The 26009-nt window shown below is 38.4% G+C and carries 29 protein-coding genes and 1 tRNA gene; 14 read left to right on the top strand and 16 right to left on the bottom strand.

Annotated elements, in window-relative coordinates; all coding sequences use genetic code 11:
* The first annotated feature begins 211 nt into the window (after positions 1 to 211).
* The 9 genes from DRF59_RS18155 to DRF59_RS18105 all read left to right on the top strand — a co-directional run bounded on the left by DRF59_RS18155 (position 212) and on the right by DRF59_RS18105 (position 4499).
* Positions 212 to 427 carry a RebB family R body protein gene (locus tag DRF59_RS18155; RefSeq protein ID WP_047400697.1) on the top strand — a complete coding sequence of 72 codons (216 nt, stop codon included), beginning with the start codon at positions 212 to 214 and terminating at the stop codon, positions 425 to 427.
* 16 nt (positions 428 to 443) lie between these two features.
* The gene (locus DRF59_RS18150; RefSeq protein WP_115963558.1) at positions 444 to 971 is read left to right on the top strand and encodes a hypothetical protein; all 528 of its coding nucleotides are present in this window, start codon (positions 444 to 446) and stop codon (positions 969 to 971) included.
* 214 nt (positions 972 to 1185) lie between these two features.
* Positions 1186 to 1998, top strand: coding sequence for a hypothetical protein (locus DRF59_RS18140; RefSeq protein ID WP_115963554.1), 813 nt, complete (start codon positions 1186 to 1188; stop codon positions 1996 to 1998).
* 55 nt (positions 1999 to 2053) lie between these two features.
* On the top strand, positions 2054 to 2461 hold the full coding sequence (locus DRF59_RS18135) for a hypothetical protein (protein WP_115963552.1): 408 nt from the start codon (positions 2054 to 2056) through the stop codon (positions 2459 to 2461).
* A 25-nt stretch (positions 2462 to 2486) separates the two neighbouring features.
* A complete protein-coding gene (locus tag DRF59_RS18130; protein WP_115963550.1) occupies positions 2487 to 2729 on the top strand; it encodes a RebB family R body protein in 243 nt (80 codons plus the stop codon).
* Between the two features lie 458 nt (positions 2730 to 3187).
* Positions 3188 to 3457: a RebB family R body protein gene (locus DRF59_RS18120; RefSeq protein ID WP_027381243.1), complete on the top strand. Its 270-nt coding sequence runs from the start codon at positions 3188 to 3190 to the stop codon at positions 3455 to 3457.
* A gap of 82 nt (positions 3458 to 3539) precedes the next feature.
* Positions 3540 to 3803, top strand: a complete 264-nt coding sequence (locus tag DRF59_RS18115; protein ID WP_115963546.1) for a RebB family R body protein — start codon at positions 3540 to 3542, stop codon at positions 3801 to 3803.
* Between the two features lie 75 nt (positions 3804 to 3878).
* Positions 3879 to 4148, top strand: coding sequence for a RebB family R body protein (locus tag DRF59_RS18110; RefSeq protein WP_115963544.1), 270 nt, complete (start codon positions 3879 to 3881; stop codon positions 4146 to 4148).
* Positions 4149 to 4232: 84 nt separating this feature from the next.
* Positions 4233 to 4499 carry a RebB family R body protein gene (locus DRF59_RS18105; protein WP_115963542.1) on the top strand — a complete coding sequence of 89 codons (267 nt, stop codon included), beginning with the start codon at positions 4233 to 4235 and terminating at the stop codon, positions 4497 to 4499.
* A gap of 88 nt (positions 4500 to 4587) precedes the next feature.
* Here DRF59_RS18105 and DRF59_RS18100 read toward each other — a convergent pair whose 3' ends face one another.
* The 6 genes from DRF59_RS18100 to DRF59_RS18075 form a co-directional block, all read right to left on the bottom strand.
* Positions 4588 to 5268: a response regulator transcription factor gene (locus DRF59_RS18100; RefSeq protein ID WP_115963540.1), complete on the bottom strand. Its 681-nt coding sequence runs from the start codon at positions 5266 to 5268 to the stop codon at positions 4588 to 4590.
* Between the two features lies 1 nt (position 5269).
* On the bottom strand, positions 5270 to 6025 hold the full coding sequence (locus DRF59_RS18095) for a sensor histidine kinase (RefSeq protein ID WP_115963538.1): 756 nt from the start codon (positions 6023 to 6025) through the stop codon (positions 5270 to 5272).
* Positions 5998 to 6639, bottom strand: a complete 642-nt coding sequence (locus tag DRF59_RS18090) for a hypothetical protein (RefSeq protein ID WP_115963536.1) — start codon at positions 6637 to 6639, stop codon at positions 5998 to 6000. Before DRF59_RS18090 ends, DRF59_RS18095 begins: the two co-directional genes overlap by 28 nt.
* Positions 6626 to 7330: a hypothetical protein gene (locus tag DRF59_RS18085; RefSeq protein ID WP_115963534.1), complete on the bottom strand. Its 705-nt coding sequence runs from the start codon at positions 7328 to 7330 to the stop codon at positions 6626 to 6628. The genes DRF59_RS18090 and DRF59_RS18085 overlap by 14 nt, the downstream gene beginning before the upstream one ends.
* Positions 7331 to 7739: 409 nt before the next feature.
* A tRNA-Leu gene (locus DRF59_RS18080) sits at positions 7740 to 7819 on the bottom strand.
* A 66-nt stretch (positions 7820 to 7885) separates the two neighbouring features.
* A complete protein-coding gene (locus DRF59_RS18075; RefSeq protein ID WP_115963532.1) occupies positions 7886 to 8653 on the bottom strand; it encodes an MBL fold metallo-hydrolase in 768 nt (255 codons plus the stop codon).
* Between the two features lie 54 nt (positions 8654 to 8707).
* Here DRF59_RS18075 and DRF59_RS18070 point away from each other — a divergent pair, with 54 nt between their 5' ends.
* Positions 8708 to 10135, top strand: a complete 1428-nt coding sequence (locus DRF59_RS18070) for a TonB-dependent receptor (protein ID WP_115963530.1) — start codon at positions 8708 to 8710, stop codon at positions 10133 to 10135.
* A gap of 11 nt (positions 10136 to 10146) precedes the next feature.
* Positions 10147 to 10596 carry a GAF domain-containing protein gene (locus tag DRF59_RS18065; protein ID WP_115963528.1) on the top strand — a complete coding sequence of 150 codons (450 nt, stop codon included), beginning with the start codon at positions 10147 to 10149 and terminating at the stop codon, positions 10594 to 10596.
* Between the two features lie 54 nt (positions 10597 to 10650).
* Here the strand turns inward: DRF59_RS18065 and DRF59_RS18060 are convergent, their stop codons facing one another.
* The 6 genes from DRF59_RS18060 to DRF59_RS18040 all read right to left on the bottom strand — a co-directional run bounded on the left by DRF59_RS18060 (position 10651) and on the right by DRF59_RS18040 (position 14892).
* Entirely contained in the window at positions 10651 to 11118 is a 468-nt protein-coding gene (locus tag DRF59_RS18060) for a cupin domain-containing protein (protein WP_115963526.1), read from the bottom strand.
* Between the two features lie 81 nt (positions 11119 to 11199).
* Positions 11200 to 11937, bottom strand: a complete 738-nt coding sequence (locus DRF59_RS18055; RefSeq protein ID WP_115963524.1) for an ABC transporter substrate-binding protein — start codon at positions 11935 to 11937, stop codon at positions 11200 to 11202.
* Positions 11938 to 11963: 26 nt separating this feature from the next.
* A complete protein-coding gene (gene mgtE, locus DRF59_RS18050; RefSeq protein WP_115963522.1) occupies positions 11964 to 13286 on the bottom strand; it encodes a magnesium transporter in 1323 nt (440 codons plus the stop codon).
* A gap of 365 nt (positions 13287 to 13651) precedes the next feature.
* Positions 13652 to 13798: a bacteriocin-like protein gene (locus DRF59_RS20990; protein ID WP_185144935.1), complete on the bottom strand. Its 147-nt coding sequence runs from the start codon at positions 13796 to 13798 to the stop codon at positions 13652 to 13654.
* 173 nt (positions 13799 to 13971) lie between these two features.
* On the bottom strand, positions 13972 to 14115 hold the full coding sequence (locus DRF59_RS20830; protein ID WP_157967472.1) for a bacteriocin-like protein: 144 nt from the start codon (positions 14113 to 14115) through the stop codon (positions 13972 to 13974).
* Positions 14116 to 14343: 228 nt separating this feature from the next.
* Complete coding sequence (locus DRF59_RS18040) at positions 14344 to 14892, bottom strand: pyruvate decarboxylase (protein ID WP_115963520.1); 549 nt, start codon at positions 14890 to 14892, stop codon at positions 14344 to 14346.
* A 173-nt stretch (positions 14893 to 15065) separates the two neighbouring features.
* On the opposite strand from DRF59_RS18040, the gene rpsO reads away from it, so the two are divergent.
* Complete coding sequence (rpsO, locus tag DRF59_RS18035; RefSeq protein WP_115963518.1) at positions 15066 to 15335, top strand: 30S ribosomal protein S15; 270 nt, start codon at positions 15066 to 15068, stop codon at positions 15333 to 15335.
* A 97-nt stretch (positions 15336 to 15432) separates the two neighbouring features.
* Here the strand turns inward: rpsO and DRF59_RS18030 are convergent, their stop codons facing one another.
* From DRF59_RS18030 to DRF59_RS18015, 4 genes are all read right to left on the bottom strand, one after another.
* Positions 15433 to 15801, bottom strand: a complete 369-nt coding sequence (locus DRF59_RS18030; protein ID WP_115963516.1) for a DUF4260 domain-containing protein — start codon at positions 15799 to 15801, stop codon at positions 15433 to 15435.
* A 126-nt stretch (positions 15802 to 15927) separates the two neighbouring features.
* Positions 15928 to 17346 (bottom strand): sugar MFS transporter, encoded by a 1419-nt coding sequence (locus DRF59_RS18025; RefSeq protein WP_241505632.1) that lies wholly within the window; start codon positions 17344 to 17346, stop codon positions 15928 to 15930.
* A gap of 342 nt (positions 17347 to 17688) precedes the next feature.
* Positions 17689 to 19989, bottom strand: a complete 2301-nt coding sequence (locus DRF59_RS18020; protein ID WP_115963512.1) for a glycoside hydrolase family 3 protein — start codon at positions 19987 to 19989, stop codon at positions 17689 to 17691.
* A gap of 4 nt (positions 19990 to 19993) precedes the next feature.
* The gene (locus DRF59_RS18015) at positions 19994 to 22234 is read right to left on the bottom strand and encodes a TonB-dependent receptor (RefSeq protein WP_115963510.1); all 2241 of its coding nucleotides are present in this window, start codon (positions 22232 to 22234) and stop codon (positions 19994 to 19996) included.
* A gap of 545 nt (positions 22235 to 22779) precedes the next feature.
* Between DRF59_RS18015 and DRF59_RS18005 the strand changes: the two genes are divergently transcribed.
* Positions 22780 to 23529 (top strand): NUDIX hydrolase, encoded by a 750-nt coding sequence (locus tag DRF59_RS18005; RefSeq protein WP_115963506.1) that lies wholly within the window; start codon positions 22780 to 22782, stop codon positions 23527 to 23529.
* Positions 23530 to 23664: 135 nt separating this feature from the next.
* Positions 23665 to 25872 (top strand): polyribonucleotide nucleotidyltransferase, encoded by a 2208-nt coding sequence (locus tag DRF59_RS18000; RefSeq protein WP_115963504.1) that lies wholly within the window; start codon positions 23665 to 23667, stop codon positions 25870 to 25872.
* Positions 25873 to 26009 lie beyond the last annotated feature (137 nt).

Raw genomic sequence — 26009 nt, 5'->3', positions numbered from 1 at the left:
TGTATTTTTGATAAAATTTCACCCGTGAGAGAATTCCCTTAATTTTTGAAATTCAGTTTTTTCCCTGAATGTTGAGTTGTGTTGATTTGGGAAATTTGTATCAGACAAAAGAGATCATGGAATTGATGTAAGGTCAGATTTAATAGCAACTCTATTAACCTGCAATTGAAATATCTTAAAGATCTGAGAATAATAACCAAATAACAAAAATATGGCAGATACAGTAAACAATCAGACTACAGACGCAGTAACGCAGACGAATGTTACCGTGCTGGGTGAATCTCCGGCACAGGCCATGAGTATGCTTTATCAGATGGCCACGCACGCCAGCGGAATTTCCATTCAGAATTCGGTAACCAATCAGCAGAACCTGAATCAGCTTAATCCCGCGATTGTTGCAGATGCCATTAAAATTTTAAAAGGATAACTAAAATTTTACAATCATGGATGAAAACTACAGTGAGAAATCAGAGGTTAAAGAGGCCAAGCCTTCCACTCCGGCGGAGGAAGCAGTAGTATTCGTTAACACCGAAGTATTATCACCGCCAAAAGCTTCTCCTATGGGAGGTGTTGCAAAAGTAATGATTGAGCAGTCTGCCGGAATGATGGTTCAGGATCTCCAGTCCTTTTTAAAAGGTTTTGAACAGGTGGGACTTATTGCATTAAGCAGGCTGGCCAACAATTTACTGACCTACGGAACACCCAGTGGACCAAAAAGCAAGAACAGCAGTGGAGGAGGGGGCGGGAGTACTGAAAGTGAAGCCGGGGATCAGAATACAGGAAACGGAAATAATGATATGATGAAGGATTTATTTAAAATGGTAAGCGATTATGCAGAAGTGAAGACAAGAATTTCCGGTACAATCTATAATAACAATATCCCTAATCCTGCTTCAGATGGAACACAAAATTCTTCCCCATTTACCGATTTTTCCGCCGCAGCTGAAGATCCCGAAAAAAAAAACGGGTAGCCGGTCAGATTCCGGAACAAAAGGATAATATGAAAAAAAGCTTTGTTACGGCAGATAATGAGGGGAAATTAATATTAAAATCGGTAAAATTGACTCAGCCGCTTGTAAAACCGGAAATTAAAGATGCTGTACTTCCCACGGAGATACATACCGGGGAGTCAGCAAAAAAATCAATACTAACAAAACTAATCAATCAACTAAAAAGAATTAGAATATGAATTATTCAAACGAAACAAAACCTGCGAAAATTCTGAATTTACGCTCATTAAAAGAGATCAATGAAAGCCTTTATCTGACTAGGAGTAGTGATACTGCGTATTTCAGCACAAAAAAACCGGAAAACAACAGTGACCGTTCGGTATTTAACCTTACAACATCCAATATTAATATCCAGCCTGCTATAAGACAGGTCATCTGTACCAATAAAGGAAAGAGGTATAACAATTATCAGTCATTTGTTGTAGAGCCAAAAGATAAATCGACGGGAATTGCGGTCATTATGATCAAGCTGGAAGAACATCAGACCTTTTTCTGCAATGTAAGGATTCTTCCGCTCAATACCCTGAGTGATATAGCAGAACCGGAAATTGATACAAAGCTTCTTACGCTAAATCTTGAGAAATCCAAGTGTGTCCTGAAAACAGATATTACAATCACTGCGTCCAATACGGGAGAAGCTCTGTATTCTGTTCATGATGTGGATGTAAATGCCATATCAGACCTGGTTACCCCAGGCGAAATTGTAGAATTAAAAAGAGAACTGGAGTTTCAGGGATCTAAATTAATCGCTCATTATTTTCAGGAAATTCTGGATATTATTGTCAATGAAAGTCCTGCCAATACGGGCAAATTACCGGTTATTCCGGATGAATACATTTTGAATCTTCCTAACGACCAGATCAAGCAAATAATGGCTGCGAATGCTATTTCAGGATGTATTGCTATAGAAATTATAGGAAGTAATGTGATCCGGGATCTCAATCGTGACTGGACTGCTGCGGGAGCTTTTATTGGCTATTTATTATAGCCCTGTCCTTTTCGAAAAAGGTGTCTTCAATTATTAATCATTTAAAATAAAATCTATGCGCAGACCAATAAACCATAGAGCGAGGACTCATGTTCCGGAGCCGAAACCCGTTGTGGTAGAAGTAGATCCGGTAGAAGCTGAAATCGTGGAAGAAGATATAATGCCCTTCATTATCAGCCATGAAGATGAAATCATTAATTATATCAAAGACAAAGCGACGAAAGAAACCCTTAAATCTTTATCTCCTTTACTTGAAAAACTGGAGGAAGCAGTTAAACAGCAGCAGGCTTTTCAACAATCAACACCTGTAGCGGCGGCATCAGCTAACCCTGTTCCGATGAGCTATGAAGAACAGCTGAAAAAACTTCAGGAAGCTTCAAAAGGAAGAATAAAAGAGAAAGAGCTTAAAATCGTGGAAAGGATGAACAAGCTGCAGGCAAGATTTGCCAATATCCGTAAATAACGTATAACCCAAAAAATTAATAGTTATGATACACAATCAAAACCAGATCAACACAGAAATAACAGGAATGTCCCCCACGGTACCTACTGCAATTTCAATGCAGGTAAATGCACACTCTACAGGATTAATGTATGAACAATCCATAACAAATCAGCAGCGGGACTCCCTGATCGGATTGAGCAATTCCGTGATGGGGATTAAAAAGATTGGCTCCGGAAGGTTAAAGAAAGAATTGATGATGTTGAGAAAAAGCCGTTTTAATTTTTAATCTTCAACAGCAGCCATTACGGATGCGGCATTTTCCTGTAGTAAATAGAATCCGGTGCTCTCAACATATATAATCAGGTCAACATTTTTTGCACCGGTTTGCAGATGCTGTGAATATTCCTACATTAAATTTTTTAGAAATGCATTCTTCAGCCCTCAGTAATATTCCATTTACAGCATATCTACAACAGGAATAGTTTTTAAGATCATCACAAAACTTTAGCCGCATCCTTTTATCCGGAATCCTAAAAACCCCCGCAGACTGTACGGTCATGATTTCAACCATTGTATCAGGAACCATGCTTACATTCTATCATTCAATAATTTATAAGCCTTTAACAATGCTTTAATCTCGTCAGTGTTCAACTGCGGGAGGTTTTTAAAATATCATATTAAAACTAGTTTAACAATCAAATAATTATTAACCGAGATCAGATCTCAAAAAAAACAATTACAATTATGGCAACAACAGTGAACCCACAAATCACCGATGCAGTAACCCAGTCTAACGTAAAAGTAGTAGGCGAAGCTCCCGCAATGGCTTTAGGCAATGTGTACCAGACTGCTGCACACTCAACAGGAATTATGTTTGAAAATGCAGTAAATACGCAGAATCAGCAAAACATTTTAGGACAGGCGGCTACTACGCAGGGAGTAATGCAGATCTATAGCATGGATACGGTAGCAGATGCTATTTCCATTGCAAAAATGCTGAACCCTAATTCTTAAAAACTTTTTTGATCCAACAACAGAAAAGTAACGATGACCGGAAAGCCCGGTTGTTAAAATCTAATAATCAATAAAACAATCTATGGCAACAGTAGTTAATGAACAAATTACAGATGCAGTAACTCAGACGAATGTGAAAGTAGTGGCAGAATCTCCTGCAATGGCGTTGGGTAATGTATATCAGACAGCAGCGCATTCTACAGGAATTATGTTTGAAAATGCGGTGAATATTCAGAACCAGCAAAACATCCTGACCCACGCAGCTACGACACAGGGAACCATGCAGATCTACAGCGTAGATACCATTTCAGATGCTATTTCTATTGCAAAAATGCTGAACCCTTAAATCCCTGATAGTATAAAATAATAATCCATACAACCGGAAAATCCGGTTATTTTAAACCAAATAAACAAAATCATTATGGCAACAGTAGTTAATGAACAAATCACAGACGCAGTAACGCAGTCGAATGTAAAAGTGGTAGCTGAAGCACCTGCAATCGCTTTAGGTAATGTGTATCAATCGGCAGCACATTCCACAGGAATCATGTTTGAAAATGCGGTAAATACGCAGAACCAACAGAATATTTTAGGTCAGGCAGCCACTACACAGGGGGTAATGCAGATCTATAGCCTGGACACCGTAGCAGACGCTATTTCTATCGCCAGAATGCTGAATCCTAATTCATAATCCGGCATTTAACAATTAGACCAATAATTTCGGACAGCCGGAATATCCGGCTGTCTTTAATCCCCAAAATTAAAAACAATACATATGGCAACAGTAGTTAATGAACAAATCACCGATGCAGTAACGCAGACTAACGTAAAAGTAGTGGCTGAAGCACCTGCAATCGCTTTAGGTAATGTGTATCAATCTGCAGCACATTCCACAGGAATCATGTTTGAAAATGCAGTAAATAATCAGAATCAGCAAAATATTTTAGGACAGGCTGCAACAACCCAGGGAGTAATGCAGATTTATAGCCTGGATACTGTAGCTGATGCGATTTCTATTGCACAGATGTTGAATCCTTCTTAAATGTCAGTCGTTTTTTTAGATTTCCATATCAGGGAGAAAATGATCATTCTCCCTGATTTTTTATATTATGGTATCAATAAAATAACAACTATTTATCCAACAGCACAATTTCACTGGCATTTACAATATTATTCTGTACGGCATAAATAACCAGGCCGGCCATATTTTTTACGCAGGTTTTAATCATTAAGTTGGTTTTATGGGTTTCTACCGTTTTTGGAGAGATAAATAATGTGTCTGCTATTTCTTTGGTACTCAGCTGGTGACAGACCAGCCGAAGAACATCAACTTCCCTTTCTGTAAGGGAATCTTTGGAAAATGAATGGAATTCAGGAAGTTTGCTCGACAGCTGAGTGCGCATCACCTCAACCTGTTCATCCGAAAAATAATGTCCGTGATGATATACTGCATTGATGACCTCCGACAATTTCTCCGGTTCAATTTCTTTGGGTAAAAAAGCATGGGCTCCCATTTTGAGCATTTGCCCCATAAAAGACCGGCGGTAAAAGCTGGACAGTACAATAATCCTGGTTTCGGTATTTTTTTGGGATAGGGCAGACATCACCTCCAGACCATCGCCATTAGCCATTCTGAGGTCCAGGATAAGAATATCCGGCAGATCTGTATCTGATTCATGCAGGAAATGGTGACCGCTGGTTGAGGTCAGAACTATCTCGAAGCGTTCATTATTATTGATATAATTTTCTAAAAGCTGTACAAATAGAAGGTCATCATCTACGATGCCGATTTTAATTTTTGAGTTTTCCATTTTATTGTTTTATAGCAGAGAGGAGAATGAATTTAGCTCCTCGCTGGGGTTGGGTTTTTAGTTTATAAATAGCCCCGATTTGTTTGGCTCTAAGCTGAATATTTCGTAAACCTATTCCTGTAGTTTGTTTCCCGGAGGTAAATCCGTTACCGTTATCCTCAACACTCAGAACCAGATACTGTTTTGAAATCCTCAATGATACTTTAATGACAGAAGCATTGGCGTGTTTTAAAGTATTATTGATCAGTTCCTGGAGTATCCTGAACATATTTAATTTTACTGAATTACTGATGTTATCCCTGTGAAATACCAGCTGATAATATTCAATATGGATATTCATTTTAACCTGTTCCAGATAATCGGCAATCAGGTCTTCCAGTGCAATTTCACTGAGATCCGGCGGTGTTAAATTATGTGATAATTCACGGATAAGCTGCATCGAATTTTTTAAATCCAGGTTAAGTTCATTCATATTCTTATAATGGGTATTCAGCCGGATAAGGTTGAGGCGGGAGATAATGTTGTCATGAAGCTCTTCTGCAAGCCTTTCTCTGTCTTTTTCCTGTAGATAAACCGCATTTTCCCAACACTCTGTTTGTGCATTACGAACCATTTGAATTACTTTCTGTTTGTTTTTTTTAACACTTTTGGTATAGCTGGCCACCAAAATGGTTATAAATAGGGCAACCAGGAACAATAATCCGATACCTATCCATATCCATAAGACTATTACACTTTCATTTTCCCCACGCGGCATCCCAGGTTAATAAAAGCAATATAAAAGAACCATAATAATACGCCTCTAAAAAGCCAGACTGGCGCTACCCATTCCAGATGATGATTAATTAAAAAATTAAATGTCGTTGAAATTATACTTTCGATGGAGAAAAACAGGAAGACAAAAACATTAGCAATGAATAAGGGTTGCTCAAATCCGGAATTTCTTATTACATTCAGAAAGTAAACTGCTGCAAAACTACAGATCACAATATCTGTAATGATACTCAAATAGAAAGAAACTGACGCTATATCCTGTTTGTATGCGATATTAATGAATAATGACAAGCCTGTAAAGAGATAGATGATCCATTTTACAGACCGGGAAATTTTAAAGAAAAAGACATTGTAAATTTCAGTAATCATCAATAAACCAAATCCTTGGCTTATCGGATACATATAAATATTGGCTGTGTTTATCTTCATGAGCCTGAATATGAGGTCTGACAGTTCCAGTACAAGCTCACCCAAAATAAAAACCAGCAACAGCTTTTTCGCCTGTTTTCCACGCTTCAGAAACAGTCCAAGCCCGGTAAGTAGTGTAAGATTGATGGTAAACTGTAATAAGAGCGACAGCTCGTTATAGGTGAGCATCACTCTTCAGCAATAGTTGATAATTTCCTACAGGATCATTGGCCGTAAACGGAGGACGCGGAGTAGAATAGTTTTCTGCTGTCTGGCTTATGCTGTCAATTCCAATATCTTTTACGGTAATGATTTCTATATGATAATTTTCTATGGATGTATTTACTGCTGTTTCATTGGTGAGTCCAAAGAACGAAGTGCATGACTGTCCTTCTGTGAGCCTCATTCTCTCATAATCGTCAAATGGGATAGAAATGACACGGAAGGGTTCTGCCTTTTGCCCGGTAAACCATTCACTGCAATACATATTGAACCTGAAATTACGATAAATAGCAGATTCAGAAGTAATAGGAAGAGATGATGAGAATTCAGCAGCCGTATTGCCGGAGGGATAGGGAGGGGTGCGGTTTAGCTCTTTAACAACAATATCAGTGAAATCTCCTTTAGCATCACTCACAGAGTCTATCATGAAAATTTTAAATATATTATTGTCAATGCCGGCGTATGCATGAATGGCTTTGTCAGGTTCATTTTCAAGACGTATTTTCCATACCTTAATTTCGGCTTCGTCTACGGAGAAATGTGAACCCTGATTTAAAAGCTTTACAAGCTCTTTTCCGCTTTCTTCATTTCCGCTTCTGTAAGAATCAGCCAGAGCCTTCCAGTTTTTTATAGATTGATAAATGGTATCGATGTTCATACTTTTTAATTTGTGAATGGTAAAAATATTATGTGTCGAAAATTACAAAAAAAAGCCTTTATAATTATCATTAATCACTTTTTGGTGGATTGTTTTTGGCGTTTTTTAAAATTTTTCGAGAAATTTTTTGGCTAATATTGCTTTACATGCGATGGAACTGAATCTTCGTATGGATTAAAACACATATGTGAACTCATAATAATATTACCTGCTTTTGATTTATGGAATGATCAGGCAGTTAGTGGTAGAGCGATTACTATCCGGAATGGTAATTTTTTAATTCAGTAATGGTGAGAAGTTATCAGCCTAAAAATAGAATTTTTTTGAGGGTTTTTTGTAAAATGTAACCCAAATTGATCTCTTAATAATCAAAAACCTCTGAAAATCAAAAGATTTCAGAGGTTTTTTGTACCCAGGACCGGGATCGAACCGGTACTCCTAAGAACTGGTGTTTGAGACCAGCGCGTCTACCAATTCCGCCACCTGGGCTGCTTTAAATTGGTGTGCAAATATAGAAACTTTTATGAATATTCAAAAGTTTTTTAGAATATTTTTTTAAAAACTGATCTCCAAACCATCGTAGGCAAGGTGAATTCCAGGTGGAAGCTGCTTATCTTCAATGTCATGCAGACCTAAATGATGGCTGATGTGTGTTAAAAATAATTTTTTAGGCTGTAGCTCTTCAAATAGCCGGATTACATCCGGAAGTATAAAATGAGCCGGATGGGGATCGAATTTCCTGATGCAGTTTAAAATAAGGATGTCCAGGTTTTTCAGTTTTTCTTTCTCCTTGTCGGAAATAAATCCCGCATCCGTAATATAGGCCAGGTTTTTGAACTTGTATCCGAATACGGTAATCTTATAATGGATAACCTCCACAGGGGTAATTTCCGTGTCCAGAACTGTAAAAGGTTTGTTTTCAATTTCGTGAAGTTCAAAGGCAGGGGCGCCCGGATATCTTACATCTGCAAATGCATAGGGGAACCGTTTCTTTATTTCAAAGGCAACCCGGTGGTAACAGTAAAGAGGGACATCTTTCCCGCTTTTAAAAATCAGGGGTCTCATATCATCAAGCCCGATAACATGATCATTATGCTCATGAGTGATCAGGGCAATATCTACATTGTGTTCCTGATTAATAAGCATTTGCTGCCTGAAATCCGGCCCGCAATCGATAAGTATTTTTTTATTTTCTTCTGTGGTAACCATTACAGAAGAACGAAAACGTTTGTCTTTGGGATTTCCGGAAGTACACACTTCGCATGTACAGCCTATAACGGGCACACCCTGAGAAGTACCGGTTCCTAAAAATTTCAACTTCATTTTGTTTTGAGGTTGGTTTAATTTTGGTAAATTTACAAAAAATTTAATGTCCTAATGTATCAGAAACTAACTCCTAAACAAAAAGCATTAACAATTAATCTAGATCCTACTATTTATGGTACTTTCGCAGAAATTGGAGCAGGGCAGGAGACTGTTCGTCATTTTTTTAGAGCAGGGGGAGCTTCCGGTACGATTGCTAAGGCAATGTCTGCTTATGACAAAGATTTTAGTGATGCTATCTACGGAAAAGAGGTAAAAAACAGATATGTTACCCAGAACAGACTTCGTAAAATGCTGCGTTATGAGGTAGCTCTGATCGAGGAGAGAATTTCAAGGGATAACAATCCGGACAGAAAATTCTTTTCCTATGCCAATACAGTAACCACTATTAATTTCGATAAAACCGTAAAGGGCCACGGATGGGTGGGAATCCGTTTTCAGACCAAAGAAAATGAAGACTATAATGAAGTGGTGATCCATGTAAAGTTTAAGGAGAATGATGCTACTTTACAGCAGGAAACCTTAGGAAACCTTGGGGTGAACCTTATTTTTGGAGCTTTCAATTATTATGATAATCCAAGAACCCTGGTTGAATCTTTATATGATGATATAGCAAAGGATAATCTTGAAATTGATATGATCGATTTCAGCGGACCTGCATTTGCTTACGTAGATAACAGGCTGATGTCTCTTCAGCTGGTGAAGAACGGGATGACAGATGCTGTGATCTTTAATTCACAGGGAAATAATATGCTTCCGGCAGATGTATTGTACAAGAAAAATATTTTTGCCGTAAGGGGAAGTTTCAGGCCGGTGACCAAAGTAAACATAGACATGCTTAAAAACGGGATGGATATGTTCTTTAAAGATGCAACCTGTACTCATGAAGAAACAGAAGTACTTATTGAGATTACAATTTCAAACCTGCGGGCAGATGGAGATATTGATGAAAGGGATTTCCTTGACAGGGTGGATATTTTAGGTAAATTGGGATATACCGTTATTATTTCAAACTTCTCAGAATACTACAGGCTGATCGATTACTTTGCATCATACACCGGTGGGGACATTGGAGTAGCAATGGGAGTAAATAACCTGCTGATGGTGTTTGATGAGAAATACTATAAGAATCTTTCAGGAGGTATCCTTGAAGCATTCGGTAAATTCTTCAGAAACGGAATGAGGGTGTACCTGTATCCTTATAAAGATCCTGAAACGCATCAGCTTCTGGATTCTTCAAACCTTAAGGTGGAAGAAAATCTTAAAGAATTATATAAATATTTCAAACGCAACAACCGTATTGTAGATATTACCAATTATAATCCTGAGTTTTTGGAAATCTATTCCAGAGAGATCCTGAGAAAAATAGCATGTTGCATCAAAGGTTGGGAAACACAGGTTCCCGAAGGCGTTGCAGAAATGATCAAAGAGCGTGGAATGTTCGGCTATAAAGAAGAACTTCCTTTAAAACAATTCTCTTAAAAATAAATATAATGTCAGAATTAAAGAAAAGACTTTCCTCAATTCTTGAAAGTCCTAAACATAATACAGAAGAAAAGCTTCAGAAAGTTTGTCATTTACTGGATCAGGAAATTTCTTATTTCAACTGGACGGGGTTCTATTTTAAAAATGGAGATAAAGATGAATTAATCCTTGGGCCATACGTGGGAGCTCCTACCGATCATACCATTATTCCTTACGGTAAAGGAATTTGCGGTCAGGTTGCTGTTTCCAATGAAACATTTGTAGTTCCTGATGTACATGAGGAAAGCAATTATCTGAGCTGTTCAATTGATACCAAAGCTGAAATTGTGGTTCCGATCTTTAAAGACGGAAAAAACATCGGACAGATTGATATTGATTCTCATACCATTGATCCCTTTACAAACGAAGACCGTGAATTATTAGAATGGCTTTGTAACGAAGTATCAAAGATTTTATAATAAATTATCCAAACATAATAGGAAAAACTCCGGTTCATATGAGCTGGAATTTTTTTATGGGTTATTGGTAGTGATAACAAACATAATTAAAGGCTGATCTCCCGTATTTTCGATAGAATGATATCCTATAGAACTGATCGCTGTAATATCGCCTTTTTGCAGCACTTTCCTACGTATTGGTCCTTCTGTTCCGGTTCTTTCACGGTATTCTCCGGTTCCATGTACAACAACATAGAGCTCTTCCTCGTTTCTTTCATAATGTGTATGAAACCCGGACTCATCCCCCTTGTTCAATAAAACCATATAAGCTGCCAGGCGATTATTAGACAGCTCCTTCTGTCCGAACATTTGTATCATATGCACAGTCCCTTTCCCGCCATACATATTTTCGCGTTTGTCTATACGGGTGAAGTTTCGTTCATCCCTTCCGAATGGCATTACATACAGGTGGATATATTTAGAAACCTCACGTATAACATGATCAAATTCTGCTCCTTCAGATAATATAACAGTACCGGACATATTTTTAATTATTAATTCAGATTCAATGTACCAAAAATTACAGGATAAGGCAAGGAATGAGAGTTGATTTGTGGCAGAAGGTTACATTTGCATAGCATGTATATCCTCCAGCAGTTCTTTAAAGTAGCCTTCACATTTCGCAATATGGGTTCCATACCAGGAAAATGCCTCTCCATCTACAATCATAATCTTTTTCTCAGGATAAAATGCACGCAGTTCTTCAATATGTTTCTCTTTGAAGGGGAAGGGCTCTGAAGACAGCATGATCACATCAGCTTTTTTCAGGTCTTCAGTGGTAATTACCGGATATCGGGTTTTATCTTTGAAAATATTTTCAAAACCTATTTCCGTCAGTATTTTGTGAATAAAAGTATCTGAGCCAACAGTCATATAAGGATTATTCCAAATGAGATAGGCTGCTTTCACAGGAGTTCTCAGTTTTGCCTGATTGAGAATTTCATAGATCTTAAGATTAAACAGCTGTGCCCTTTCCTCCTTTCCTGCAAGCTTTCCAAGACTTTTAAGCAAATAATAATTATCTTCAATGGTTTCCACATGGGCCACCATTACTTTGAAGTCATTCATCAGGGCTTCAACCTGATCTTTCATGTTTTCTTCTTTATTGGCCAGGATTAAATCGGGCTGTAATGCTTTTATTTTTTCAATATTGATATTTTTTGTTCCTCCGATCACCGCTACATTTTTTATTTTATCCGCAGGATGGATACAGAATTTTGTTCTGCCCTTAATTTCGTGTTCAGTCAGTCCCAGATCAAATAAAGCCTCGGTAATAGAGGGTACAAGAGAAACAATTTTCATATCGGCATATTAGATGATGCCTAAAATTACAAAAGTTTTCCGGTTAAGAAAAGTCCGGCTACCGTAAAATAAATGATAAGCCCGGTTACATCCACCAGTGTTGCCACAAAAGGAGCGGATGAGGTAGCAGGGTCCAGGTTTAATTTTTTTAAGACAAAAGGAATCATAGAACCGGATAAAGTTCCCCATAGCACAATGGCGATCAGGGACACAGAGACACTTAAGCCTACATATACCCAATATTGGCCATAATCGAAAAGTCCGATCTGCTGCCACAGCATAATTCTGATGAAACCAATAACCCCGAGAATAGCTCCAAGACATAGCCCGGAGATAATTTCTTTCCGCATTACATACCACCAGTCTTTCAGTCCGATCTCCTGGAGTGCCATAGCACGGATGATCAGAGTAGCGGCCTGAGATCCTGAATTTCCTCCACTGGAAATAATCAGCGGAACAAACAATGCCAGTACAACAGCTTTTTCAATCTCTTTATCAAAATATCCCATTGCAGAAGCAGTAAGCATTTCTGAAATGAATAAAATAATCAGCCATGTAGCTCTTTTTTTGATCATTTCTGTCCAGGAAGTCTGGGTATAGGGAAGGTCCAGCGCTTCCAATCCCCCGAATTTCTGGATATCTTCAGTGTTCTGCTGTTCAATCTGGTCAAGGATGTCGTCAATGGTTACAATACCTACCAGAACACCGGCTTCCGTAATAATAGGAAGGGCACCGCGGTCGTATTTTTCAAAATAAGTAACAGCATCTTCCTTGGAAGTAGTGGTGGTAATGGCAACGAAATGATTATCCGTAATATCAGAAACCAGCGTATCTTCTTCGGCAAGGAGTAAAGTTCCGATCGCAAGGTCATCGATCAGGCGGTTTCTTTCATCAACTACATACAGGTAGTTCATGGTTTCCACCCTTCTTCCTACTTTTTTGATCTGCTGAAGGCAACGTTTTACAGTCCATTCCTTCCGGATCTGAATATAATAAGGAGTCATCAGACGGGCGATGGAATCTGAATTGTAGCCCAGCAGCTTTAGGGCAATTCTTCTTTCCTGTGGATTAAGATGATTGATTGAATATTTAATAAGTTCATCCGGAAAATCCTCAAAAAGAGCAGTCCTGTCATCAGGAGTCATGGCATTCAGAATTTCAGAAACTTCATCACTTCCGATACTTCTGATGGTATCTTCTTGAAAATCAGGATCAAGATGAGAGAAAACTTCAGCTTTATATTCTTTCGGAACTTTCAGAAACGCGAGCAGCCTCTCGTCAGCAGGAAGTTCGCTGAGAGTTTCGGCAATATCGGCAGGATTAAAGATAAGTTCGTCTCTGGAATTCAAAACGTGAATTTTTTTGGATATGCAAAAATAATTCAAATTTTTAAGACTGAGCAATAAACTGGCAAAATTAAGGATTAATTAAAATGTAAATCATTGGAAAAGAATAAAAAAACATCCGCTCAGCGGATGTTAAAAAATTAAATTTTAAATTCCAATATTCTTAATCAAGAATTGGTTCGCATTCAGGAATAGGGGAATAAATGCACATCCCTCCGCTGCAGCACTGAAAAGGATCACATTGTGAACTGTTACTACATTTTTTAACAATTCCGTTTCCATTGATTTCCCGTTGTGCCTCTCTGCTGAGTTTTTTAAATTGCCGGATTTTCATGCTTGCTGTATTTAATGGTAAAATAAATGCTTTATTACTCTTCTATGCAGCTATATTCCATGCAAAATCCTCTGCAGCATGCACCGTAAATGCATTGAGAATCATCAGTACATTGTTTGATGGGACCTCCTCCCTGGATTTGTTTCGTGGTTTCTCTGTTGAGTTTCTTTAAATTTTTCATATGATTTAGTTTTAGAGTTTTACTAAAATAATAATATTTTTTTAATTATTCATTTAATAGTGAAAATATTTAATTGAAAATCACTATATTGTTTATGTTTTAAATGAAAAAACACCTGTGAGGAAACAGGTGTTGGAATACAATTTTTGTTGATTTATTCAAAAAAAGATTTTCTAGTTGATCATGCATATATAGGGGCTGCATACTCCGTCACAACACCATCCTACAGTACATGGAATTTGTTCATTACATCTTCTGATTGCTCCACCGTTGATTTGTTTGGCAGCTTCCCTGCTGATTTTTTTTAAATTTTTCATATGATTTAGCTTTTAATTTTTACTAAAATAATAAAAAAAAATAATTATTCATGGTTTGGTGAAAATATTTAATTGTAAATCAGTTTTTTATTAGGGGTTTTTGAATTATATAGAATAATAAGGAATGATGACTAACAGATGAATAAACAGTTGATGCTAACTTTTAAAGTACATATCAGCAAGAAAATAAAATGGAGAAGTAGATAAAACCCAAATGATTTACCAGCCTTAAAGTTCCGCTTCCAATGGCTTGAGTTTCCGTAATTTCTTAACAATATCTTTGATCGCTCCCTCCGTTCCTATTTTGATAGAATTTACAGTAGAGCCTAATAAACGCATATTTTTCCGGTAAGTATCATAGTCACTTTCCGTAATCAGATTTCCGTCCGCACCAAAAAGTTTCATACTCACTACTACCTGGTTCGAGAAAACATATTTTCCGATTCCTACTTTAAAATACCTTACTTTGGAAATAATAGCAAAATCAGCGTCATTATTCACACAGTAATCTACAATGGTTTGTTTATCTATACTGTCAAAAGGAATCTGGACTTCGGCCCGGAGCATTTTATTTTTTCTTCCGCTGAAGTTATCAGATACCGCATCAAAAAACGCATTGTTGGTAGGTTCTTTTATTTCATCAATATCAGGTTCTACCTCAGGATTGAAGTATAAGACTTTCTTCAGTTTATCGTCAGGGATTTTCTGTGCTTTTACCGAGGTAATGCCTGTAAATAATAAAGTGGTAACTGCTGTAAAAAATATAATTTTTCTCATCTGTAATTCAAATGCAAAATTACTGCCTTTTCGTTGGATTGCATAAAAATTATTAAGATTTTTTTAACATTTTTTTCTATCAAATTTGATTTATGGAATCAATAATGTTTGCAGAATCAAAAAATAGTCGTAATTTTGCACCCGTTACATAATAATCATTAAACAATATTGGAATGTACTTAACAACAGAAAAAAAGCAGGAAATTTTCGCAAAACACGGAAAATCTGCACAGGACACAGGAAGTGCTGAAGGACAAATTGCACTTTTCACTTTCAGAATCAATCACCTTTCTGCGCACCTTAAAGGTAACCACAAAGATTTCAACACTGAAAAATCTTTGGTTAAATTGGTAGGTAAAAGAAAAAGATTACTAGATTACCTTAAAAATAAGGATATCGCAAGATACAGAGCGATCATCGCTGAACTAGGTTTAAGAAAATAATCTATAAAGATTTTCAAAATAAAAGCAACTTCGAAAGAGGTTGCTTTTTTGTTTTCTGTTCCAGTGGTTTTACAAAATAGGGTAGGACTCTAGGATATTAAAGTGTCTGATCTTTATTTTTGCCAATTTTCCCCAAGTGTGTATGTTGAAAGCTGTCCTGATATTTTAATCCGTAACCCAGTATTCTGTCAAAGGCGGAATGGCTAAACAGAATAGCCCCGGTCATCTGTAAATAAGGCAAGGCAAATGAAATTCCCAAAAGGTATACAATAACAGCTACTCCGAAATGATGGAACAGATTATATAAAAAAGCCCCCACCTTATCATTGACAGCATATCCTAACATCGATATATCCGGTGCGAGGAATAAACCTGCAAACCACCACCATGAATATTCCGTTCTTGCAAAAGCAAGGATTCCCAATAATAGAAATGAAATATATTCAAGTTTTAGCTGTACTTTCATCAAAGGAAATTTAGGATCTATTCTATAAGTCTTCTTTGTAAGGGGAAAGTTACAGACAAAAAACTGTAAAAAAAACGGAACACCTGAGATGCCCGCTTTATAGATGATGATTATAGATTGTTTTATTTAATGCCCTGATTTAGCTTCGGTACTTTCTACATGTCCGAGATATTTTGTACAGTATGCTCCGAAAATAAGGATTACCAGATAACAGAACACTGGAATAATAAAGGAATGCTGTACTCCGAACTGATCGGCAAGGTATCCCTGGAAAATAGGAACAATAGCACCTCCAAGAATAGCCATTACAACCAGGGAGGATCCCTGGCTCGTATATTTTCCTAACCCCGAAATGGCCAATGTATAAATATTTGAGAACATGATAGAATTGAAAATCCCGATCCCTAAAATACTGTACATGGCTAATTCACCATGATTTACCATTGCTGAAATCAGCAATATTACATTAATGGCAGCAAAAATGGATAATGTTCTTGCAGGAGCAGCTTTACCAATAAAGAAAGCAACAAAATTAAGAACGATGAATACGATAAAGAAGCTGATCTGGGCAAATGTAAGGTTTACAATGCTGAAAATTACAAGAAATACCGCTGCTGCTGCTCCAAGCATATAAACGGCCTTTTTCCCCTGGCTTATTGACTGATTTAAAGAAATTGCCCCAAGAAAACGTCCGATCATTGCACCTCCCCAATACAGTGAAAGATAATTCTTGCTGATGATTTCATTGAAGCCCATGATCTGAGGCTGTTCTAAAAAGCTGATGATGAAGCTCCCTACGGCTACTTCACCTCCTACATAGCAAAACATGGCAAAAACACCGAATTTCAGATGGCTGAACCCTAAAGCTCCCCAGCCTTTTACAATTTCTTCTTCTTCCGTCTGGAAAGACGGCAGCTTAACTCTGGAGATCAGCAGACCCACCAGTAACAAAATTGCAGCAAAAATAAGATATGGAATCCGGGTTGCTACTGCACTGAACGATCCGTCCGGAGCTGAGAAAAATTCAAAGATCAGGTGGCCGCCAAGTACCGGAGCAATCGTTGTTCCAAAAGCATTGAATGCCTGGGTCATATTCAGACGGCTTGATGCCGATTCCTCACTTCCAAGTAAAGAAACATAGGCATTAGCGGTAATCTGTAAGACGGTAAATCCTAATCCCAGAATAAATAAAGCTCCCAGAAACAGCGGATAATACGAAAACGTAGCTGCAGGATAAAACAGGATACAGCCTAAAGCAGCCAGGAAAATTCCAAAAAGGATTCCCTTTTTATATCCCAGTTTATTGATGGGATCTCCTTTTGTAATAGAGATCATAAAATAAATCAGCGATCCAATGAAGTAAGCTCCGAAAAAGCAGAACTGTACCAGCATGGATTCAAAGAAAGTGAGCTTGAAAAGCTGCTTCAGATAGGGGATCAGAATATCATTCATACAGGTAATGAATCCCCACATAAAAAATAAAAGGGTAATGGTAATAAGCGGAACAGTATAATTCCTGTCTTTTGTTTTTACTTCATTGATCATAAACATTCTATATTAAAAAAAGAGGCCGGCAAACAGCCTCTTTTATTGTTTCAGTTGTTCTGCTTTTAATTACCGGAATAGCTGCAATGCCGCCTTTTAAGGCTTCGCAGGATATCCGGGGTTCTTTTCATATCCGTGATCTGTTCCGGAATAAAACTTTTGTCCAGATCTGCCGGCTGAAGTTATTCATGACTCTCTTTTGTCCGGCTGGATTTGAGGACGGACAAATATAGTTGACAACCTCTTTTCCTGCAACTTTTCCGGGGATTATTATCATCAGAAAAGCCGGAAAACTGACCTCTTCATAAAAGCAGAAAGGAGAATAACGTAAAAACTCAAAAACTATTTGGAATATTTCTGTGTTCTTGCATCTTTAATAGGGCCCTGCCAGTTCATTCCGTAGCCAAAATCGTAAAGATGCCCTTCGGAATCTTTATAAGGAGTCATATCAAAAGGCAGGTCTTCTTTCTGCTTTTCCACCGTTTTCATATCTGCAGGCATCTGCACCGGTAAAAGACCTGACGGTTCATATTTTCCGGCAATTATGTCGATAACCGCCTGGTTGGAAACATTGAAATTGATTAAAATACCATCGGTATGTTTTTCAAACTCAGAGAATATCATCGGCTTAGAAGCGGTAACAGAAACAATAACCGGTTTTCCGTTCATGGCTTTCTGGGTATTCTGTATCGTCAGAAGATCGGTGAAATTGGTTGCTGTAGATGTTTTATTTTTAAAGGTTCTGTCATGAACATCAGGGGCAATAACAGGATCTCCTGCCGCAATACTTTTATCCCTTGCTTCAGTAGCAGTATAGGTCTGGTACTGGAGGGAAATCGGAAGATAACCGTTTCCGCCGTCTTGTACATCCTTATCACTGTATCCTCCTTCTTCACTATGGGGACTTTGTACAAAAACAACGGCAAAGTCTGCTTTTTCCGGATTGTCTGTCACGTTATAGTATTTTTTTACAGAAGAAAGGTCAACAGGATATTCCAGAGATGGTGCTGTGTATACCCCCCACCAGTTAAAAGAAGCGGGAACATATCTTTTAGGAATATATACTGTTTTCTTTTCTTTAACCGGAAGTACATTGTTTCTGTTCTTTAACATCACGATTGATTTTACCTGGGCTTCATAGCCGGCCTTCATGAATTGTGGATTACCAACAATTTTTTTTGTTTCTTCGGGGTTTACATATGGATTTTCAAATAAGCCGGTCCTGAATATATTTTTAAGGAGACGTACTGCTGACTGCTCAAACCGGGCACGCATATACTTTTCACCATGTTCTTTTATTCCCATCTGGTAAGCTTGAAGAACGGGACCTTTATCATTATTTCCTCCAAACTGGTCAACACCCGCTTCCAGAACTTTATAATGCCTTTCTGCTACAGACATTTTTTCCGTTCCCCATGGCTTTCCGGCAAAGGTTCCCGGTGTTTTTCCTTCATCGGCAGTAATCAGCCAATCTGTACAGACAACACCGTCATATTTATATTTTCCACGCAGGAGATCCGTGATCAGGTAGCGGCTGAAACCGTTTCCTACATTTTCTCCGTTTTTGGTATCCTGATTATAACTGATCGTATAGTAAGGCATAACGGCAGAGGCTTCTTTGGTTCCTCCGCTGAGTTTAAATGCCCCTTCAGTAAACGGTTTTACATGAGACTGGAAGTTATTTCCGGGATATACGGCAAATTTCCCCATAGCCCAATGCCCGTCCCGGCCACCTTCTTCAGGTCCCCCTCCGGGCCAGTGCTTAACCATGGCATTTACGCTTTTATATCCCCAGCCATCCCTGATCAGGTCTTTTCCGAAAGAAGTCTGAAAGCCGTCTATATAGCCACGGCCCATATCAGCGGTCAGTTCAGGGCTTTCACTGAAAACATAGGCAATCCTGTACCAACGGGGTTCTGTTCCAAGGTCGATCTGTGGGGATAATGCAGTGGAAATTCCCAATGCACGATATTCCTGGGCTGCAATATTTCCGAATTGTTTTACCAGATCCGGATCAAAAGTAGCTCCCATGGCCAGTCCGTCCGGCCAAAGGGAAATCTGTCCTCCTGCACCCTCATTAAATTCTGCTGTCACAGAGGCAGAATGTCTTGGGTCTGAACTGTTGTTGGCCGGGATCCCTAATCCTAAACCTTCAATATAAGCCTGTAGGGTATTGTTCCATTTGGCAGCAATTTCAGGTGACTGAAGGGTCGTAACCAATACATGACGCAGATGGTCTTCTTTTAAGAATTTTTTCTGCTGATCGGTAAGATCCCACGGCCGGGCACCACTTTCATTAAAAAGCTTTCCGTTGTATGTCCCGGCACGGAATCCATCCGGTGGGGCAGGAACTGCCTGGTGGCCACTATAGAGCATTAATCCTGCAATTTGTTCCACAGACATTTTCGATGCCAGATCTTTTGCTCTTTCATCAACAGATAAGCGCCAGTCTTCATATTTATCCAGTTTTCCGTTTCTGTTCAGGTCCTTGAATTTATTCCCGCCAACTGAAAGGATTTTAACACCCGATCCCTCCGAATATCCCAGAACGGGACCATTGTTATTGGTTATTGTATGGAAGGTCTGACTGTATACACCCATTCCCATAAGCAGGGCAGCAGCATTTATTATTGTTTTTTTCATTGATTTAAAAATTAAAGTTGATAGATAACTGAGCGGTAAACGGCATTATATAGGTACCTGTGAGAAGTTTTCCATAGTAAGGCCTGGCATCGGTAATAAGTTCAGCACCGTTAATGGTTCCACTGGCTCCTCTTTGGTTCAGGAAATTAATGATGGTAGCCCCTACATTCAGGTTTTTGTTGAAGGTATAATTTACCCCGCCGAAGGTTTCCCATCTCGGAGCAAAATAAAGGACATTGGTTAAATTGGCATATTGTTTTGAGAAGTACCTGAAGCTGGCCCAGAATTTCCATTTGTCTATGGTGTAGCTGGGGTCAATTTCCATGAGTACTTTAGCCACTCCCAGTACATTTTTTTCGCTGTAATCATAATCTTTTCCAAAAGCATCGAATTTGAAATTTTTATAAACAGGATCCTGGAATGTGATCAGATAATGAAGGTTGAACCCTTTGAATGGCTTCAGTACAAAATCTGTGGTCCAGCCTAAGGTCTGGATATCATAATACACCGTTACAGTTTCAGCCTGTGTAGAGTTGGATGGGTTGACAAGATTGAACCGGTTCAGATAATTGTTCCGGTGAAGCAGGGTAGCCTGGGATATCAGCTGGATGTAATCGGTATTCCAAAATATACCTAATGCACCTAACGGGCTCTTGATCTTATTGGTATTGGGGTCAAATGCCTGGGAATAACTTTCAAGCCTCCTGTTTTCCTCTGTATACAGGAAATTAGCAATCAGCCCGAAATTTTTATTAATATTATAAGTTGCATTTACGCTTCCTGCGATATGGAACCAATTGTGGCTGATCTTGGTAAAAGGGGTGTTTTCAAAGGTAAATCCGGGAGATCTCGGCGTTAAGGAAAACTCACCATCTACATTATGATTTCTTAAATGAAGGCCATAGTTCAGGCTAAAATTATCAGTAACCTTCCATTCATCTGATGCAAAAACAGAAAGCTTATTTTCTGTTCCGCTGTGATATTCACCTCCTACATTGTAATTATAAAATCCGTCACTGTCTGTTCCGGGACCTATCAATCGCTGAGGCTGTGCACCTACTGTCTGGAAGAAAAAGGATCTGTTTGAAGTGAATCCATTGATTTTGAAATATTGTTCAAGAAGACCTACTGTTACATTATGGTTCCCTATCTGTTTTTGAAGGGAGAAACGCCCCGCAATATTGGTAGTAGGCGTTTTAGGCGTATGCATGGCCAGCTGGGTTCCTATGTTTCCGGAATAGGGTATTCCGCTTGAAGCCAGGGCAAATCCTGCACTTTCATCAGCCTGAAAAATACTTAAAGGAATAATGGTTGAAAGGGCTGTTTTTGCAAAATGAAACCTTGTGGAAAACTTAAAGTTCCATCCGTTATTTAACAGATAATTTCCAAAAACATCGATATTATGTGATGTCGTAGTATTGCTTTTACCGTCCATGGAAGCCCAGTAATCCTGACCTGTCCGTATATCTTTCATTTTTGTAAGCCCGTCATTCACAACGTACGAGTCCCTTCCGATCCTGAAATCGTCCAATTCTGTGACTTTACCGTTCTCACCATACTGAAAAACTGCATAATTCCCTATATTATAGGAATCAGCATATTTATAGAGTGCAGTAATCCTGCCTTTATTTTCAGGGAAATACTTGGTCACTCCTGCCCTGAAAATTTTTGTTTCATCTACATTTCGGGCGAAACCAAGTTTAAAGGTACTCGGATCATAATTTAAAAATGCTCCGGCAGTATAGGTCCATCCATTTTTAGTAACCGGACCGGAAACATTCAGGTCACTTTGTAACCAGCCAAAATTACTTGTTGTAAATTTTCCTTTTACCTGAAGATCCCTGGTTCCGGTCTGGGAATATGAATTTACAGCAAAACCAAGGTCTCCCATGGTATTGGAAAGCTGTTCCATTTTCAAAAGCCCCGTTTTTTCAAGACCAACACTCTGACGCCAGGTTTTATTGGGAAGTTCCGGCCAGAAAAAGTAAACCACAGGAAGATCATTTTCAAGAATGGTGATTCCTCCTACTGTGGATGGTAACCCGATATTGACATCCCGGGGACTTGTGTTATTGGCTGCATTCAGCATTACGTTCCGGTTATTGTCCTCTTTAGAGGGACTGTTGCGCAGTTCGCGGATTTTTGTTGAATCCTGAGGGGAAGTATTCTCTTTCTGACCAAAGGCAGAGCCGGAATAAAAAAGAAAAGCTCCCAGCACTGAAATTTTTAAAATTGTTTTTTTCATTACTTAGTTTATCTATATTTTTTTGTTGTTAGTGTCATTATTTCTCTTGTCTCAGGGTACAAAAATCCCTGCATCCAATATTTCAATTCTGGACGTTTTTTTATTCGGTGCCGGTTGTATAACCCGGCTGTTTCCCCTGCATTTGCTCTGTTGTGATTGACATTGACTTCTAACCCCCGTTTAGTTCCATCCACATCAGCCAATACACAATTTTCCGGCATAAGGCATTTCTTATCCCGGTTTATTATGCTCTGAGAAAGAGCATATCCCTAAGTAATTTTTAATGCTTCAATTCGAAGCATTACAATACTACATTCTTTCTTCCGATTTACCAAATAAATGTTAAGAAAATTTAACATTGAGTTTAATTTGCTGATTATTAAGTTTTTAATTATTTGTTTTTGTGATTAAATTTCATTGTTTCGATATGAAACAATGAAATTTAACCGAATTTTTATCCCAAAAATTACTTTAAGAACCATTTTTTAGAAAGTTCTGTGTTTTTATCATTAAATTCGTATTATTACACTTTTCTTATAGTTTAAATGGATTCAAGGCAACAGCTCTTAAACAAATCAAACGAAGCGAAGGAAATTTTTCTTCCGCATTTATCTGTCGATCCGGTAATTTTTGGCTTTGACCGTAATGAACTAAAAGTTCTTTTACTGAAAATGAATTACAGAAAACAGTGGCTGCTTCCGGGAGGGTATGTCCGTAAAGATGAAGATCTTGATGAGACTGTACAGAGGATTTTAAAAGAAAGGGCCGGGGTAACGGATGTTTATCTGGAAGAATTCGGGGTTTTCGGAAAGAAAAACAGGAGTGAATTTTATTTTGAGGACTTTGATGAAACCCTTTTTCATAAGCAGAGGTTTATTTCTGTCGGATATTATGCTCTTTATCATCCTGACCGGTTTAATCTGGTTCATGACGAACTGAGTGAAACCTGTGAATGGGTTTATCTCAGTAAGCTGTCTGAAATTGAGCTGGCAATGGACCATCGTGATATCATTGAAAAGGCATTACTGACGCTGAGGGAAAAGATTTCATACAAACCGATCGGATATAACCTGCTACCGGAAAAATTTACTCTACCTGAACTGCAGAAGCTTTATGAGGTCATTTTGGGAAAAGAGCTGAACAGAGGAAATTTTTACAGGAAAATCAAAAGTACAGGTATTCTCCAAAAGCTTGATGAGAAACGTCCGGGAGGTGCGCATAAATCTCCGGATTTATACAGTTTTAACATAGAAAATTATAACAAACTTCTTAATGAAGGCCTAAGCAGCTGGTAAACAGAATTCTGGTTACCAGCTGCCTTTTGTTTTTAATAATAGCAGTTACAGATAAATACCTTATCTTTGCAGACGAAAATTTAAAGAGTTTAAATATTAATCGTACTCAATACGGAGTACATAGAAGACAAATTTATGAGTATACCTCAAGCGTTTACAGAAACGATTACTCTGTCTGATGGCAGAGAAATTACAATTGAAACGGGAAAGCTGGCTAAACAGGCTGATGGATCCGTAGTCGTTAAGTGTGGCGGAACAATGCTTTTAGCAACTGTTGTAGCCAATAAAGAAGCAAACCCTGGTGTAGATTTTTTACCATTAACGGTAGATTACAGAGAAAAGTTCTATGCAGGTGGAAGAATTCCCGGGAATTTCTTCCGTAGAGAAGCAAAACCATCTGATGATGAAGTGCTTACAATGAGATTGGTGGACAGAGTATTGCGTCCGCTTTTCCCTGAAGACTTCCATGCAGAAGTACAGGTGATGATCTCATTAATTTCTTATGATAAAGAAGTAATGCCCGAAGCTTTAGCAGGTCTGGCAGCTTCTGCAGCCATTGCTATTACCGATATTCCTTTTGACGGACCAATGTCTGAGGCAAGAGTGGTAAGAATTGACGGACAGCTGTCTGTTAATCCAAGCTATGAAAACTTACTGAAAGCTGATATCGATATTATGGTGGGAGCTACCAAAGATTCCATCGTAATGGTAGAAGGTGAGATGAAAGAGATTTCTGAACAGGAAATGATCGAAGCAATCAACTTTGCTCATGTAGAAATCAAAAAACAGATTGAAGCTCAGGAAAGATTGGCTCAGAAAGTAGGTAAAGCATTTCCTAAAAGAGAATACAACCACGAAGAACACGACGAAGAAATTCGTGAGAAAGTATGGAAAGAGTGTTACAATAAAGTATATGAAGTAGCAAAAACTCCATCGAATAAAGAAGAAAGAGGAGAGAAGTTCAAAGCTGTTCTTGAAGAGTTTTTAGCACAGTATGCTGAAGACGAAGAAGAACTGGCAAGAGTAACTCCTTTCGTAAAAGTATATTACCATGACGTAGAGAAAGAAGCAATGCGTCAGATGATCCTTGAAGACAATATCCGTCTTGATGGCCGTGATCCGCAGACGATCCGTCCGATCTGGTCTGAAATTGATTACCTTCCGGGAGCACATGGTTCTGCTATTTTCACAAGAGGTGAAACCCAGTCATTAACGGCTGTAACCCTGGGTTCAGTGAAAGATGCCAATATGATTGACAGCGTAATTACGCAGCACGATGAAAGATTCTTCTTACATTATAATTTTCCTCCATTCTCAACCGGTGAAGCAAGACCTTTAAGAGGAACATCAAGAAGAGAAGTAGGACACGGAAATTTAGCTCAAAGAGCATTAACTGCAGTTATTCCACAGGAAAACCCATACACCATCAGAATTGTTTCTGACATTTTAGAATCTAACGGTTCTTCTTCTATGGCAACGGTTTGTGCCGGAACATTAGCATTGATGGATGCCGGAGTACAGATTACAAAACCTGTTTCAGGTATTGCAATGGGACTGATCACGGATAAAAAATCCGGAAAATGGACTGTACTTTCTGACATTCTTGGAGATGAAGATCACCTGGGAGATATGGACTTCAAAGTAACAGGTACAGCAGATGGTATCACTGCATGTCAGATGGATATCAAAATCCAGGGCCTTTCTATGGATATTATGGAGAAAGCTTTGATGCAGGCTAAAGACGGAAGATTACATATCCTGAATAAAATTACTGAAACCATTGCCCAGCCTAGAGCAGATGTTAAGCCTCACGCTCCGAAAATGGTAGTAATGGAAATTCCAAAAGACTTCATTGGTGCTGTAATCGGACCTGGTGGAAAAATTATCCAGCAGTTGCAAAAAGATACGGATACTGTCATCGCTATCGAAGAGATTGGTGAGATCGGACGTATTGAGATTGCAGGAACAGACAGAGAGAAAATCAATGCAGCGATTGCAAAAATCAATGAAATTACCTTCGTTCCTGTTGTAGGTGAAGTATACAAAGGAAAAGTAGTAAAAGTAATGGACTTTGGAGCATTCGTTCAGTTGTCAAAAGGAACTGAAGGGCTTCTTCATATTTCAGAAATTGAATGGAAACGTTTAGATAAGGTTCCTTATTCAGAAGGTGATGAAGTAGAAGTTAAATTTATGGGATATGATGACCGTAAGAAAATGAAGCTTTCCCGTAAAGTTCTTTTACCGAGACCTCCAAAGCCGGAAGGTAAACCAAAAGCAGAAGGACAGGGGAAACCTCAGGGAGAAAGACCTGCAGAAAACCAGGCACCTTCTACAGAAGCTTAATACAAAATCCTATTATATAAAATCCCTCAATTCATTGAGGGATTTTTTTAATAATGCAGATCTTTGCAAACAATCACGCTGATGGTTTTAGTTATAAAAGTTCCTGAAATTATACTCCTGTTAAGCAGAACGATATA

Origin of the sequence: Chryseobacterium flavum (assembly GCF_003385595.1) — a bacterium.
In the GTDB taxonomy this organism is placed as follows: domain Bacteria; phylum Bacteroidota; class Bacteroidia; order Flavobacteriales; family Weeksellaceae; genus Chryseobacterium; species Chryseobacterium flavum.
Note: the sequence above shows the minus strand (reverse complement) of the source record. Positions and strands in the feature narration are given on the sequence as shown.